This is a genomic window from Paenibacillus taichungensis (assembly GCF_047302525.1).
Taxonomy (GTDB): Bacteria; Bacillota; Bacilli; order Paenibacillales; family Paenibacillaceae; genus Paenibacillus; species Paenibacillus taichungensis_B.
In genome coordinates, this window is record NZ_CP168020.1 from 4,048,625 (window position 1) to 4,062,591 (window position 13,967).

Annotated in this window: 16 protein-coding genes; 4 read left to right on the top strand and 12 right to left on the bottom strand. The window is 44.5% G+C overall.

Annotated elements, in window-relative coordinates:
• Window positions 1–18: 18 nt before the first annotated feature.
• From ACDJ58_RS18010 to ACDJ58_RS18020, 3 genes are all read right to left on the bottom strand, one after another.
• The gene (locus tag ACDJ58_RS18010; protein ID WP_413372234.1) at window positions 19–1,044 is read right to left on the bottom strand and encodes a serine hydrolase domain-containing protein; all 1,026 of its coding nucleotides are present in this window, start codon (window positions 1,042–1,044) and stop codon (window positions 19–21) included.
• Window positions 1,045–1,129: 85 nt separating this feature from the next.
• Complete coding sequence (locus ACDJ58_RS18015) at window positions 1,130–1,852, bottom strand: DUF1361 domain-containing protein (RefSeq protein ID WP_413372235.1); 723 nt, start codon at window positions 1,850–1,852, stop codon at window positions 1,130–1,132.
• A 34-nt stretch (window positions 1,853–1,886) separates the two neighbouring features.
• Complete coding sequence (locus tag ACDJ58_RS18020; RefSeq protein ID WP_413372236.1) at window positions 1,887–2,420, bottom strand: hypothetical protein; 534 nt, start codon at window positions 2,418–2,420, stop codon at window positions 1,887–1,889.
• Window positions 2,421–2,551: 131 nt separating this feature from the next.
• On the opposite strand from ACDJ58_RS18020, the gene ACDJ58_RS18025 reads away from it, so the two are divergent.
• Window positions 2,552–3,196 (top strand): spore coat protein, encoded by a 645-nt coding sequence (locus tag ACDJ58_RS18025; RefSeq protein ID WP_413379727.1) that lies wholly within the window; start codon window positions 2,552–2,554, stop codon window positions 3,194–3,196.
• A 294-nt stretch (window positions 3,197–3,490) separates the two neighbouring features.
• Entirely contained in the window at window positions 3,491–4,447 is a 957-nt protein-coding gene (locus tag ACDJ58_RS18030; RefSeq protein ID WP_413372237.1) for a hypothetical protein, read from the top strand.
• 103 nt (window positions 4,448–4,550) lie between these two features.
• On the opposite strand, the gene ACDJ58_RS18035 is transcribed toward ACDJ58_RS18030, so the two are convergent.
• On the bottom strand, window positions 4,551–5,480 hold the full coding sequence (locus ACDJ58_RS18035) for a sigma-70 family RNA polymerase sigma factor (RefSeq protein WP_413372238.1): 930 nt from the start codon (window positions 5,478–5,480) through the stop codon (window positions 4,551–4,553).
• A 37-nt stretch (window positions 5,481–5,517) separates the two neighbouring features.
• Entirely contained in the window at window positions 5,518–5,964 is a 447-nt protein-coding gene (locus ACDJ58_RS18040) for a carboxymuconolactone decarboxylase family protein (protein WP_053780789.1), read from the bottom strand.
• A 358-nt stretch (window positions 5,965–6,322) separates the two neighbouring features.
• Here ACDJ58_RS18040 and ACDJ58_RS18045 point away from each other — a divergent pair, with 358 nt between their 5' ends.
• Window positions 6,323–7,369 (top strand): Rieske 2Fe-2S domain-containing protein, encoded by a 1,047-nt coding sequence (locus ACDJ58_RS18045; protein ID WP_413372240.1) that lies wholly within the window; start codon window positions 6,323–6,325, stop codon window positions 7,367–7,369.
• A gap of 125 nt (window positions 7,370–7,494) precedes the next feature.
• Here the strand turns inward: ACDJ58_RS18045 and ACDJ58_RS18050 are convergent, their stop codons facing one another.
• Together ACDJ58_RS18050 and ACDJ58_RS18055 are read right to left on the bottom strand one after the other, a co-directional pair.
• Window positions 7,495–8,199 (bottom strand): cupin domain-containing protein, encoded by a 705-nt coding sequence (locus ACDJ58_RS18050; protein WP_413372241.1) that lies wholly within the window; start codon window positions 8,197–8,199, stop codon window positions 7,495–7,497.
• 147 nt (window positions 8,200–8,346) lie between these two features.
• Entirely contained in the window at window positions 8,347–9,399 is a 1,053-nt protein-coding gene (locus ACDJ58_RS18055; RefSeq protein WP_413372242.1) for a leucine-rich repeat domain-containing protein, read from the bottom strand.
• 106 nt (window positions 9,400–9,505) lie between these two features.
• On the opposite strand from ACDJ58_RS18055, the gene ACDJ58_RS18060 reads away from it, so the two are divergent.
• Window positions 9,506–9,832 carry a hypothetical protein gene (locus tag ACDJ58_RS18060; RefSeq protein ID WP_413372243.1) on the top strand — a complete coding sequence of 109 codons (327 nt, stop codon included), beginning with the start codon at window positions 9,506–9,508 and terminating at the stop codon, window positions 9,830–9,832.
• 99 nt (window positions 9,833–9,931) lie between these two features.
• On the opposite strand, the gene ACDJ58_RS18065 is transcribed toward ACDJ58_RS18060, so the two are convergent.
• From ACDJ58_RS18065 to ACDJ58_RS18085, 5 genes are all read right to left on the bottom strand, one after another.
• On the bottom strand, window positions 9,932–10,543 hold the full coding sequence (locus ACDJ58_RS18065; RefSeq protein WP_413372244.1) for an SMI1/KNR4 family protein: 612 nt from the start codon (window positions 10,541–10,543) through the stop codon (window positions 9,932–9,934).
• A 58-nt stretch (window positions 10,544–10,601) separates the two neighbouring features.
• The gene (locus tag ACDJ58_RS18070; RefSeq protein ID WP_413372245.1) at window positions 10,602–11,903 is read right to left on the bottom strand and encodes a hypothetical protein; all 1,302 of its coding nucleotides are present in this window, start codon (window positions 11,901–11,903) and stop codon (window positions 10,602–10,604) included.
• A 3-nt stretch (window positions 11,904–11,906) separates the two neighbouring features.
• Window positions 11,907–12,659 carry an SMI1/KNR4 family protein gene (locus ACDJ58_RS18075; RefSeq protein ID WP_413372246.1) on the bottom strand — a complete coding sequence of 251 codons (753 nt, stop codon included), beginning with the start codon at window positions 12,657–12,659 and terminating at the stop codon, window positions 11,907–11,909.
• A 78-nt stretch (window positions 12,660–12,737) separates the two neighbouring features.
• Complete coding sequence (locus ACDJ58_RS18080; protein ID WP_413372247.1) at window positions 12,738–13,298, bottom strand: hypothetical protein; 561 nt, start codon at window positions 13,296–13,298, stop codon at window positions 12,738–12,740.
• Window positions 13,295–13,807: a hypothetical protein gene (locus ACDJ58_RS18085; RefSeq protein WP_413372248.1), complete on the bottom strand. Its 513-nt coding sequence runs from the start codon at window positions 13,805–13,807 to the stop codon at window positions 13,295–13,297. Before ACDJ58_RS18085 ends, ACDJ58_RS18080 begins: the two co-directional genes overlap by 4 nt.
• Window positions 13,808–13,967: the final 160 nt, after the last annotated feature.

Below are 13,967 nucleotides of genomic sequence, written 5' to 3' on the forward strand. Positions count from 1 at the left end.
TCAATCCTCAGACCAAGGTCATCTCACCAGAACCTCTTCCACAGCAAAGGTTATGGGATAAGGACCCGATTCTTTGTTTGAGAGGACAACAACTTGCACGTTGTGATCTGGATATACGGAAGACATGAACGACACGCCAGGATCGAAACCCATCACATGATATTTAAATAACTGTTCCCCTCTCCGATCAATCCAGATCCCCTGCCCATAATAGGTTTCATCATCCTCATGAACATATGGCATGATTAACTTTCCCGTTGTTTCTTCGCCCAACAGTTCATTACTGAATAACGCATTCCAGAAACGAATCATATCCGGCGCTGTTGTATAAGCTCCACCATCAGCCCCACCCTTAACAGGAATGGAAAAAATGTTACTTGTCCACGAGCCGTCCTCCTGATCCATATATCCGATCGCAGTATTACGGGGAAGACGATCTGTCTCGAAGTAACCCGAATCCAACATGCCGCACTTTATAAAAATATATTGCTCTACATAGTCCGTAAACGACTGCCCCGTGTGCTCTTCAACAATGAGGCCCAATACGATAAATGCCGCATTATTATAATGGAACCGTTCACCCGGAGCTGATTTCATGTGCTGATGCTGAAACATCGGCAGAAAATCATTCAATTGCCGCATCGAATAGACGGGCCGTTCCTTCCACAACTCAGCGAAATCCTCCATCACTTCTTCATCAAAATAGTCCGGGATGCCTGAAGTATGTGTTAACAGCTGCTGAATTGTAACTCCTTGATCCCATAGAGGAAACTTAATGCTCAAGACATCTGCCAATCTGGAATCATACGATAATTTCCCTTGTTCAATCAATTGGCATATACTCACTGCCGTAAAAATCTTGCATCCAGATGCAATGGCAAACCGTGTATCTGGCTGATTCAAACGTTCATCACTTCGATTGGCATATGCACGAGTCGTACTTAATAGTGTATGCCCGTTTTGTTTTATCAAAACTACGCCCGAAAAATCAACGTTCTCCATCACTTCTGTTATTCTGCGAGTTAGATCCGTTATACGCTTCATTCATCGTTCACCTAACTTCTTCTAATTCAATTTCCATGCTCAGATGCTGTTCAATCACGTTATTGTTCCAATGTTAAACAGTCCATTACCGCAAGCCTTGCAGATCCGCCTCGGAACTTCCAAGCTCCGTCTTCCTACGATGTGTATTTATTAAATAATACAGCGTTACGTAGATCGTAAGAATAAATGTGCCAAAAAACATACAAAAAGCAAGTGACGGACGACTTACGCTCTCATGCATAAGTTCAACTAGCATCTCGCGATTGGTTAACGCATCCCAGCTGTTCAGGCGATATACACGTCCCAGCAGAACACCGTAACTACCCAGAGCACAACCCCCAAGCACAAAGATCCATGAAACCCAACGTCCCATTTTGTAATGGATCACTTCCTGAAGCTGATACATCGACAGGAATCCGAGCAACAAGCCCGTCCAAACGAACATTAAGACCACGATTAAGTCATACCAGTACTTGTAGTCCAATCCATTGCCTCCGCCATAATAACGGGAACTGCGTGCCGTCAGGTGAACAAGATCCGTTACAATGTAGGAAGAGTTGGGAAAGAACAATAGCCATAGCAGTCCGCTCGCAACGCCAAGCCATGCTGCCCCTTTCCATTTTACATGGCTAAAGCCATAGGCCACATATGAGAATACAAAAGGTATCCAGCCCAAGAACAGGTTCCAGATGAGGAAGCGAAAATAGCGCTGATCCAGCCAATCTGCAGCCGCGTAATACAAACCAAGGGTCACCATCGTGACCACACTAAGGAAAATAAATATTTTGATATAATTCAGTTTTCTCAATGATATTTACCTCACTTGATCCAATGAAATACATTCAGTTCCGAAAATAGCGGATAATCTCTTCCTTGTTCTTTTCCACACGTAGATTCAGTCCACGTTTATCCTTTAACCCATATTGCTTTAGTTCATGTTCCGGATCAAGCACCAACGGTTTGGTTGCTACATCCTCCAACAAGTTCATTGTCAGTTGATAGGCTTCACGAAGCTTATCCACCGGAATAATGGATTCATACCGCTTAATCAACTCAATCAGACGTTCCGCATACACCAGACGCACCATACTGTCCGCACTCGTCAGTTGTCTTGATGCGAAGGCTGTAATTGCAGCGATAATCAGCGGATTCGCATGATATCTGGCAATCGACGTAAGCTCATCAACTGCGCCCCAGTTCATGATGGATAATTCAGAAGTTAACTGATGTATCCTTTCTTCCATCCATGACTGCTCCAGCTCTTGCGGCACATCCCATTGTTTATATTCCGCATAAACACCACCATGATGCATTTGAATAGCGCTCCCATAATGTTTAACGAATAACCCTTTGGGAACACTCCAATCGGTTTCCATCCAACCACCACCATACCTGTCTCTATTTTCGTTTATAACCTACACACATTACATAAATTTACTGTTGAAGACCATACTAGGATCATACCACTTCCCAAAGGAGAATCAAATTCACAATGAATCCAAATTCAATGCAACCCCAAAACCAAATGCAACCTACAACTAATGCAAATCCAGGTCTCACCCCTCAGATGAACCATGGCGGACATGAAATGTTCGATATGCATGAAATTCTGTCAGGAGCCATCAACGTGTTGGATCAATACATGATCTTCAGGACATTTGTACAAGACACTGAACTTCTTAGTATTCTTGATCGTCAATACAACTTCATGTTGTCCCAATATAATCTGACTGCAGAATGTTTCTCAACTGGACAAAAACCGCATCAGGAGACGGCAACCTACATGATTCCAAATATCGTTCCTCCTATATATGGCCTTAAGCCGTCCGCACCGAAAAAGCCGAATCAATCCCTTTCCGATGTCAAAGATGCCGGAATCAGTGGTCATATGCTGGGGTTGATCAAATCACATGCCTCCCTACTGGCCATGTCTGCTCCTGAAATTACAAATGGAGCCGTACGCCGAGTCATCGCTTCGCAGGTGCAAGAGTTTGTCGAGATGGCCTACGAAATTTTTATGTATCAAAATCAACACGCCTATTATCAAGTTCCTCAACTGGATGCAAATGATACCACACAGATGCTTCAGGCATACGTTGCAGCAAACGGTGCACCTCAGATGCCAAAGAACAATAAATCGCATCTTCATTAATTTAAATTGTGTGGTGAATAAGGAGCAGCATCTTCAACCCACCCAGGGTTGTAAGATGCTGTTCTTTGTTTTTTCATGAATCACCTGATTTTTGAAGCAAACCTTGGATAACACATTTTTAAGGGAATCATACTTGATCCGATTACCAGAAACTGGTTTAATCAAATAAAACCTGTACATCTATGACCGATCCATAACATCTCTAATACCTGCATCATGCTCTAATTCCGCTCATAACAATATAAATACATATGTGATCACAACTACTCATTATGTAACAGAGGAGGTACTTGAATGCGATTGAAGCCATCTATTAAGCTCGGTTTTCTAGCCATTACCCTAAGCTTTACGGCTATTGGTGCGACATTGACATCATCCCCAACCACGTTGGCTGCGCCTGTTCCAGCTTCCAAAGCGGTATATCATCAATTTCAAATCTATTCAAAAAATGCAGTGAAATCCACGCCCAGCCTGGTTCAGGCACGTAAATATCTATTGAATCATATCGATGAAGTCGGCCCTTGGCAGTCCACTTTGATGACCCTTCAACTGGAAAATTTGCAAAAGATCAGACTGGCTGACTTGGATCAAAAAATGTATACAGAATTGTTTCAAAAAGTTCTTTACGAAGCGCATTCCAACATAGGTTATGAACAAAAGCTTACATATAGCAGTCTGCTCAAAGTGATTAAAGATCCGATGGTTCGCAAACTCTTGCAGGAAGCTTCCGATCTGGGATTCAAACTGGAAACCAGTGAAGGTCTGTACTATCCCATTATCAATTATGAGATGTACAAAAAGTTTCAGCCCTACGTGAAACCTGACATTGTTGCTTACATTGATATTATGGCTGCGGTATCCAACCAGTCCACGACTTCCGATGCGGCCTTTATCATAAGCTGGGATGAACTCATCCGGCGTACTCTAGAGAAGGAGGCTTTCCTGAATAACTTTCCAAGCTCTAATCGTGCGTCAGCAGTCAAGAATTCACTGTACGTTGGTTACCTGTTTTATGGAAGTGATAACTCTCCCGCCTATGATTGGTACACGGAAGAAGAAATTCGTACTATCGATCCAGAAGTGAAAAAAGCATACCAGAAGGCTGTGGCAAATAGGGAGCCCAATACGAAGAGTGTCCTTCTGGATACAGTGGAGAAGATTTTACATCTTCTCGATGAGAACAATGACGAACTTACCCCGGAAATTAAAGAAATCACTGACCATGTTGAAAGCCTGTTTGCCAATGATTAATGAGTGTAACCGGTCCAAAGTAAAAAAAGCGGCACCCTCTTTACAGGTGTGCCGCTTTTGCTTGCCTTTATGACTTCTTATTCCATTCCGTTCCAATATTGTACTATGTCGTCGATACTGATGTAAGTTTGTCTGGATTCACAACGAGATAGAATCCCTCAATCCGTTCTCCGAGAGAGTCCAGCTCCAGACACAGCACTTCGGACAACCGCCCGTTCTCCAATAACGCAAAGTGAGACTCTCCGTTGATAACTGTGGGCACCCACTCTCGTTCTCGCAATCGGGTAAGCACCCGACGAGAGGTCAACAAAGCCAGTACGCCCTTGCGAACTCTCATCGTTCTCATGACCGTATGCACACGCCCACCACCATCTGCAGTAAATACAGGTTGTTCGGCCAACAAATCCAGCATCTCGGAGACATCATAATTTAGAAAAGCCGTTGTAAAACGGGCAAGCAATTGCTCTTTTGCAGCATAATTATCAGAACTCTGTTCCATCGGTGGAAGTCTATCAGGCAGTTTGCGTCTGGCCCGACTAAAGATCTGACGACAGTTGCTCTCTGATTTACCCAGCCAATCCGCTATTTCCGTATATTCATACTGGAATGCCTCACGAAGTACAAAAACGGCACGCTCCATGGAGGACAGCTGCTCCAGCATAACCAGATAAGCGTAGGAAATCATCTCCTTCTGCTGCATGGTTTCCTCCGGAATGTTCGCTATTTCACCGACACTCATTGGCTCAGGAAGCCATTCCCCAACATAACTTTCCCTTTGATTGCGGGCAGAGTTTAGCAGATTCAAACTTCGGTTTACGACCAGTCTTGCAATATAGGACTTGGGATTACGGATGTCATTAAGGGGCTTGCTCTGCAGCTCTGCAAAACAATCCTGCACAATATCTTCAGCCTCCACAACACTGCCGAGCATGCGATAAGCAATGGAAAAGGCATAGGCTTTGTAACGAATATACAATTCACCAACTTCCAGAGAAGACACTTCTTGCTCATTGGTGAGGGAATTGGATTTCATGAGAATGGCCTCCTCTGGCAGATGATCGAATGTTTACTTAATTAAAGCAGCCAGGATACATCCCTGTTGTAATCGCAATCCGGTTCCAGTTATTAATGGTGTTGATTGCCAGAATCAGATCCAACAGTTCGGCATCACTGAAATGTTCTTTAACTTTTTCATACAATTCAAGTGGCACGCCTTGATCCGAAATAAGGGTTACGGCTTCAGCCAGTTCCAGCATAACACGTTCTTTTTCCGTAAACAAAGGTACCTCACGCCACACACTCAACAGCAAAATGTGATCGGCGTAATCTCCAAGCTTCAACAGATCTTTGGCATGCATATCGAGACAAAACGCACAGCCATTGATTTGCGATACACGGATTTTCAACAGCTCATATAACACTTTATCTTCAAACTGACCCGAAACATGCTGCTCCATAGCCATCATTGCTTTGAAAGCCCCTGGATTAGCCACTCTATAGTTTACTCTTAAACTCATTGCATTCGCCTCCGTATTTTGGTCTACAACCTTAAGACAAATCAAGGCTCACATCTGTGACATTTTTTCTATAAAAAATTTCTTCAGCATATTCGGGCACAGATTTAGCTTAAAAAAGTTAAGATGATTAATCTGCGTGGAGCTTGCCCGGCATGAATATATTTCACATAAAGCGTTATGTATAAACTGATAATTCCGTATTTATGTTAGCTGTTTGATGTTTTGTTTGTGATTTTGAACAAATAATGATTATACATATTGATACACGAAACAAAAGAGTAGTAACATACGGCTACAAAGTAAACTTTCCTAACATAAAAAAATGAACGATTCATTATCCTAGCAAGGAGTGACTTCCATGATAACTTCCAATTCCAATCCTCAACTTACATCCGAACTGCCTCGCGGCTGCACGTTCTCCGCTGAAGACTGGCATGTATTATCTCAATATTGGTATCCGATTGCCCAGGCAAGCGAAGTGACAGATAAACCACTGGCCGCTCAATTGCTTGATGTCCGCTTGGTACTGTATCGCAGCAACGACAAAGTTGTAGTTGCCAAGGATCTTTGTTTTCACCGTGGTGCTCCGCTCAGTAAAGGTTGGGTAGAAAATGGAGAAATCGTCTGCCCTTATCATGGTTTCCGTTACAACTGTGAGGGTAAATGTACCGTAGTTCCTGCACACCCAAGCTCCAAAATATCTCCCAAACTGAAACTTATCGTATATCCTGCGGTCGAACGTTATGGCCTGATCTGGACTTCACTCGCAGGTACCGACGAGCAGATTCCTGCATTCCCGGGATGGGATGATCCGGATTATATCAACATCCTGCCCCCTAACTTTGATATCGCAGGTTCTGCTGGGCGTCAAATGGAAGGATTTCTGGATGTATCCCATTTTGCCTACGTGCATACCGAGACGTTCGGGGACCGAAACAACACGGAAGTGCCCCAATACAAAGTAAAACGCGAAGGCAATGAACTGCTTGCCGAATACTGGAGTTCCGTTAGCAACTATGGCAAAGGTCAGGATAATGTGGCACCCGAAGGTTTTCAGTGGCTGCGTGAATTCCGCGTATTTCCGCCATTCGCCGCATCACTTACCGTTCACTTCCCGGAGAACGACAAGCTGAACATTCTGAACTGTGCCTCTCCCATCTCAGCACGTTTTACGCGGTTGTTCTGTCTGATTACCCGTAACTTTGACAAGGATGCTCCGATAGAAGATACAATCAAGTTTAACTTGCAGGTGTTTGAGGAAGATCGTGAAATGGTGGAATCTCAAAAGCCAGAGGATTTGCCGCTGGATCTGCATGCAGAAGCGCACATTCCCGCAGACCGTACCTCTATCGCTTATCGTCAGTTATTGACAGAACTTGGTTTGGGACGAAATTACACATCATAAATTGAACAAAAATGAACAAAAAAAGAAGTGTTCATACGAACGCTTCTTTTTCTATAATTGCTACACTTTCGCTCGTGACAATGTACTGGGGTTGATCCCACTTATGATATGCCTATCTGTGTGACTTACCCTTGATTACTCGTGCTTACAGGAAGTTCTGTATAATACGGACAGCCTGGTTCGTGAATAATACGGGGATCAACCCATGTTCCCCAATATGGAAGGCGATTCACATACGGCTGTGCGTTAGGCTGGCTATTCGGGTGTGGCATGTTTGTGGCTGGGGAAACTTGAGTAACACAGTCCACAGGCGGTCCAACGATTACCGTTTTTTGAATTGGAGCAAGCGTTTCCTTCACCTTGTTCTCATCCAGACAATACGTGTGGGCCAGAACACTCGCAGGTGTCAGTCGTAAAATGTCCGAGCCAAATATAGCTTCAGGAACCGGGGCATCGAAGATAGCCAGCAGATGGGTCTGATCTACCGTTGCAATTTCATAGTGCCACCAGCCTTGCGGAACATTCGCTACTTGACCCGGGGTAATCGTAAAGTTTAACAACTCATTGGTAAATGGATTGATGAGGGAAACGACGGCTGAACCACTGATACAATACACCAGCTCGGATGCATTCTGATGAATATGAGGTTCAACCACATTGCCCGTGCTAAGAAAAATGTCCAGCAAGGACACGTTTCCCAATGTGTTTAGTTGATGAATGGAGAGAAAGTTAATATAGTTATTTCCGTCTTTTTTGAAGAAAGGATTCTGGTTCACGTCAAATGTAAATTGGGTGGTTGGTAAGGTGTAGTCCATATAGGAAGTTGCCAAAATAAAACGCCTGCCCTTCGCTCTCGGTTTAGGTCATAACCTATACGCCAGCTTATGCTCTGGGCTTCTATGCGTGAGCCCATTTATGCCCAAGGCTCGTTTATCTAAACAAACCCTGGCGCTGAAAGCATGATTAGGGCTTGTTCGTTATAAATCTTCTTTTCCCGCCAAAATCTCTTCCAAACTGATGCCCACTCGTGTATTGGACAATTCCACATGTTGCAACCAAATCATCCGCGAAACGACTTCAGGAGTCTCTTCAATTAAGCTATTCGTCACACCCAGATAACGCAGATTCTTCAACTTCTCCAGCTCAGGAGGAAGCTCACGTATGCCAGAATACCCAATGTTTAAACTCACTAATTCGGTCAGTTCTCCTATCTCCACAGGAATAGAATCAAAACTGAGCTCTGACTTGGGCTTCGGTTTCCATCCCGGCACCACATGGTGGGAGCTTCCACAATAAATCGTAAGTCGTTGTAACTGCTTTAAATGACTGATCCCTTTCGGAATGCCTTCCAAATCCGCAGTCATAATCTCCAGTTCTTCAAGTGTTGTTAGTTCAAACAAAGCCGGAGGAAGCTTAAATATATCCTGCTCAAAAATCTCAAACCTCTTCACATGCGTTAGTTCCCGAATCCGTTCAGGAACCTCAGTCAAATGATGGGAGCTGATCTGGAGAATATCGGACTGATGTCTGATCGCATCATCCAGATAACGTTCAAATTCACGATGCCTGTCCAACCTAAAAAACAAGCCAGGTATTCGCTCCATCAACTCGCTAGCCTCTTCTTGGGTAATATGCATTCCATATATATTCTCATGAGCAACACTAAAGAAATAATCACTTCCATCCTCTTTCAAAAAACAAAGATCATCCGGCAGTGATGGGTACAACCAGTCATGAAAACGTTTTGCTTCTTCCTTAAGTATCTGCCCTGATTCCTGTGTACAGCGATATATGTAATAGATCCCCTCTGAATACATGGCACCACTTTGCATCATCATTTCTTCCATCGTACAGCTTTCAATAAGGTAAGGCTGGAGTCTTCGCAATACTTTTGAAACCCCTGGTGGTTCGTCTTCATTGTACCGTCCTCTGTCAACTAGTAAAAAACGATCAGTCTTCTCGATCAATTTGTCAATCAACTGTTCATAGGCAGTGCCTCTTGGATCAGTATGAAAAGAAACGGTCAACACTCATCTCCCCCTCTGCGCTTGATTCGTTATGTAAAATCCGTTGTGTCATCTGTTTACATCGTGGCATAGGCTAATATCATCAATTGAGTCATTGGAGGCATGCAACATGGCGTACGGCCCTAGTTCTGTTTCATCCCCGCAACCAGCGGGTTATCCTTACCCTTATTATCCACCACCACCTTATCCCTACCCTTATCCATATCCTTACCCGCCCTTCGTCCCGTTTCCACTGCCATTTCCGATCGGTGGTCCTTGGTGGCACGGTGGCTATCCGGGTGGTGGCTACCCAGGCGGACCACACGGTCCATTCCCTGGAGGTGGCTATCCTGGCGGTCCTCATGGCGGAGGACCTCATGGAGGAGGGCCTGGAGGACCAGGGGGTCCTGGTGGACCTGGCGGAGGTTTCCACGGCCATCGTTTCTTTCAATGGTAAAATAGCAATGCAGGAGCTGCTACCGGCAGCTCCTGTCCTTGTTCAACTTTCTTTTAAAACACCTCATGATTCCCTTCTTTTGAACGGCTTACTGCCTGCTCAATACTCAATCTCATCCATAATCTTCAGATTACGGTTGGACAATTCCAGCAAGTCTCTAAACGTCTCAGACACATAATAAACAAAATCCGGATCATGCACATACATAATAATCTGTCCGTAAGTCCCCTTCTCTGCCGGATCAAAATCAAGCATCAAATAAAGGGAGCCTCCCGCCATCGTTGCAAAAGGTATCCACGCTTTATGGAATAAATAGGGCTTAATCTCGGGGTCCAGTTTGCTGATCTCTTCCGCGGAATAGTACTCGTCTAGCTTCTCATCCACTTCACAGAAGTATTGTTTGGTTTCTCGAATTTCCTTCAATGACATCAGATAAAACGGGTTACATTCCTCTGCCTCCGCATCACCCGGATACAAGATATGAAATGCATAACCACTACCGTCCTTACGCTTATAGAAGGCACGAAAATCCTCCGGCAGCCGGACGCCATATTCCGTTTCAAATGTGGTTAGACTGTGCTTAGAAGCACCCTCCCGATGCTGGTATTCGTCATATAACTGCCGAATTTCGTCATCTTGGATTTTTTCGTTCAGGAGCTCATTCAGCGCATCGAACAATTCATTCCATTTTGCATTAGCCTCAGGGGTCATGACACATCCCTCCTTATTTCAACTCTTCTCTTCAGTCTCCATCTTCAATCTTTGGGGTTTACCAGCGCACAGGTTCTTCTCCACGCCATAACACGTAGCGCTCAATTTCACGGAGGGTGCCTGTGCCTATACCATACTCATCCATCTGATCAGAGTGCAGATTAAGAATATGCAGCATGCCACCGAACGTACCCACTGCAAGCTTGGACTGGTCAGGAGAGCTCGCCAAGGAATAGATGGTGCTACCTACAAAATGTCTCCAAACTTCCTTCCCCTCACCATTCACACAATATAAATATCCGTATGCGTCACCAAGCACCATGCCTGCATCCAATTCCGCTGCAGCGTAAACACGAGCATTCTCATCCATTACAGGCCAATCTTCCTTACTCTCATTACCATCGATCGTTTCCAGCTGAACTTGGATAGTAGCTCCGTTATAAAAGTGACATGCATTAAACCATACCTTCAAGCTGTCTGCGGTGAATACCGCATAATGAGGATAGCTGGATTCAGGATAAAGCGAATACGTCTTATTCTGTTCGCGATCCAGAACCATATGGTTACTTACCTGGCTGCCGTAGGCAATCCAGCGACCGTCACGTGAGACTGCTGCATGACCCATATCAATCTGTGTATCTTCCAACTCATATTCTTCGATCTCTGCAGGATCCGGGTGCAGCAGGGATACCTGCTCTTGGTCTACCAGGTAGATTCCATAATTGGAGAAGATAAGAACGGATTTCCCATCATTAAATGGAATAAGTCCTTCAAGTGTGCGTTCCGGATGCTCACAGTCAGCAAGGGATTCAATGCGTGGCAAAGCCTTCTGAATACTGGATTGAATATCTTCCCAGCGATACACCGCAAGCTCTTGTCCTCCCAGATCGCGATCTGGTTTCCTGATGATGCGAATACCTTCTGATCCGGCCAGCGCATAGTCTACACCGTCTGGCGAACAACCTGCGAAGGTATACTGAGAGAATGGCAACCATCCATGTTGATCAGCCGTATATACACAGCCATTCTCCGTGAAGGAGCCGGTTGTGAATACTATTGTTTCTGTGTTCAGATAACCTACCACCCGAACGGCCTGCATGGAAGATTGAAAATTTTCGTTCATTGGCCATGTTGCAGCAGGCAGTTCAAGCCGAAGCCGTTCCAAATCCCCTTGAAGATTGGCTTGCTTCACCATATTCCACACTTCAGTACTAATCGAGGCTCTGCCATCCGCCTCCAGCTCCGATTCTTTCACTTGCTCTCCTGCCATGCCTCTGCGTACAAATGCATTGACATCTTTTGCGTATCGTTTGCCTTCACTTCGCCACGTTTCTGCAATATTTTCTTTCAACCAATTCAATTGTTATTCCTCCACTCCGCCTCTATTGACGACTGTACAATGATGTGCCAGCAAAAATTGATCCAGATCGTGATCCCTTGCACCTTCCGTCCCGTGCATCTCTTCATAGAAAAGCGCAATTTCCCTGCCGTTCGCATAATTAAAACGTAAATATCCACCCATGGAGACCATAAAAAGCTTACATGTGTGCTCATTTTCCATCACTGTATCCCACTTGAATTTACTCTTACACAAATCGGCCAGTTCTTTCATGGATCCTTCACGCTCAACGTTAACCAAGTGGTAGAACGTATGGTTTCGCAGCTCATTCCACGGTTCGAAATACGCTGGGATCAGCGGTTTATCCTGATGGTAATATCCGCAATAGATCCGGTCCAATGTCTCTCCAAAGTCAACTTCAGAGCACGTCCACAAGATAATATGCTCATCATGACGCGGGAGCCACAACAATCCCTTCACCTCTGGATGAATCGCCAGGAAATCACCATCCACCGAACTGCCGATACTGATGCACTCCTGAAGCTGATCCTGAGTAACTGGTGTATCCTCCGTGTGCATCCAAAAATCATACTCAGCAAAAGGTTTCAGTACCTCCTGATCCGGCCGCTGCACATTCATCCAGCCCGTATACGTCCCTTCCCCGTATTGTTCCAGCCATTGGCGATATGACGCAGGTAATGAGAGGGAATGCTGTTCTTCAAAATGATCCAGTTCCTTAGCCGGTACGGGCTTCAACGCACGAGTTACTATATACATTCACAACATCTCCCTACGATCGTTTCGTTCAATCACGACAGTTCACTCAGTCGATCAGCAATTCAACCAGGTTAAAGACTAAGCCAGTTCTTCCTGCACAATCTCGGTTAGTACACCCTTGCGGTTTACAATGCTAATAGCAAATGCATCATAACCGTCACGTTTCACCTGCTCAAAATCCATGCGCTCTCCCGTAATTAATTCGTAGGTTCCATCTTCATCCACATCTTCCCCGAACTCTTCATCCCACGGCACATTGTAGAAGGCAGATAGCTTTACTTCAAATATGTCTTCTCCTTCGACGTCCAAGTAGGGCCGTACCGGCCTGTTATTCAGGTCTTCCTCCGGATATATCTCACACAACATGGCATCATAACCGTGCTTGGCTGAATCGATGAGTAAGTAACGTTCTCCTGTTACGGTATGCTCTGCATATACGATGAGTGGTGTCGAATCATGCCAGGTTATCAGATCATCTTCGGTTAAGTCACCATAATAAAAAATATGGAACTTGTCGTGTCCATCGCTCGTTTGCAATTTGCCTTTCCATTCGACTTCATGAGTCTGAACATCCGAAATCTCCCGAACCAAACCTTCCAAATATGTAGGTCCTTTATGTACACCAAATAAATTCATCATCTCGCCTCCGCTTTATTCATTCGAATGGTTACGACTTTATGTTCTTCATCCACATCCAGCTTCACACCGATGTCTAACTTATCATTGAACAAAGCCGTAACGTTGATATAAGGATCACGAGCAGCTTCGCTGGCTCCATTGCTAGAACGACTCATTCCCTGATGGATGATGGATTGGACCAGCTGTCCATCCCCTTTTCCAGTATTTTGATAAGTATAAATCACCTCTTTGTCCTTATTATAAAAATTCAATACTGTTGTAAAATCTTTGGCATTGGTATATTGCTTTTCGGATTTTACATATTCATTTTCTGTGGATCGATAGCTCACTGTACCCGCCAGATAGGGATTATCTTCACTGGGTCGAACATCAAACTCCTGATAAGCGATGTGAAAAAGGTATTGGATATGATTCATATCTACCCGATAATATAACTGCCTGTTGTCTTCCTCCTTGTCCATGGCAGCGAAACTGTTGATGAGCGGCCCAGGCTTCATAGGATTTGCCATTCACGTCTACAGCAAGAGCATAGTCAGAGAGTACCTTCTCTTTTTGAAACACACCATACGTCTGTAAAATGAAATAGACTGGAATGAGTAATACGCCTATAATCACTGCAAATATCGTAATCTTTAAACGGAATTTCATGATCGACCTCCTTAACGACTC

Coding starts and splice junctions, on each gene's coding strand:
- ACDJ58_RS18010 (WP_413372234.1), bottom strand. CDS start 1,044: ATGAAGCGTATAACGGATCTAACTCGCAGAATAACAGAAGTGATGGAG.
- ACDJ58_RS18020 (WP_413372236.1), bottom strand. CDS start 2,420: ATGGAAACCGATTGGAGTGTTCCCAAAGGGTTATTCGTTAAACATTAT.
- ACDJ58_RS18025 (WP_413379727.1), top strand. CDS start 2,552: ATGCAACCCCAAAACCAAATGCAACCTACAACTAATGCAAATCCAGGT.
- ACDJ58_RS18030 (WP_413372237.1), top strand. CDS start 3,491: ATGCGATTGAAGCCATCTATTAAGCTCGGTTTTCTAGCCATTACCCTA.
- ACDJ58_RS18035 (WP_413372238.1), bottom strand. CDS start 5,480: ATGAAATCCAATTCCCTCACCAATGAGCAAGAAGTGTCTTCTCTGGAA.
- ACDJ58_RS18040 (WP_053780789.1), bottom strand. CDS start 5,964: ATGAGTTTAAGAGTAAACTATAGAGTGGCTAATCCAGGGGCTTTCAAA.
- ACDJ58_RS18045 (WP_413372240.1), top strand. CDS start 6,323: ATGATAACTTCCAATTCCAATCCTCAACTTACATCCGAACTGCCTCGC.
- ACDJ58_RS18060 (WP_413372243.1), top strand. CDS start 9,506: ATGGCGTACGGCCCTAGTTCTGTTTCATCCCCGCAACCAGCGGGTTAT.
- ACDJ58_RS18065 (WP_413372244.1), bottom strand. CDS start 10,543: ATGACCCCTGAGGCTAATGCAAAATGGAATGAATTGTTCGATGCGCTG.
- ACDJ58_RS18075 (WP_413372246.1), bottom strand. CDS start 12,659: ATGTATATAGTAACTCGTGCGTTGAAGCCCGTACCGGCTAAGGAACTG.
- ACDJ58_RS18080 (WP_413372247.1), bottom strand. CDS start 13,298: ATGATGAATTTATTTGGTGTACATAAAGGACCTACATATTTGGAAGGT.
- ACDJ58_RS18085 (WP_413372248.1), bottom strand. CDS start 13,807: ATGGCAAATCCTATGAAGCCTGGGCCGCTCATCAACAGTTTCGCTGCC.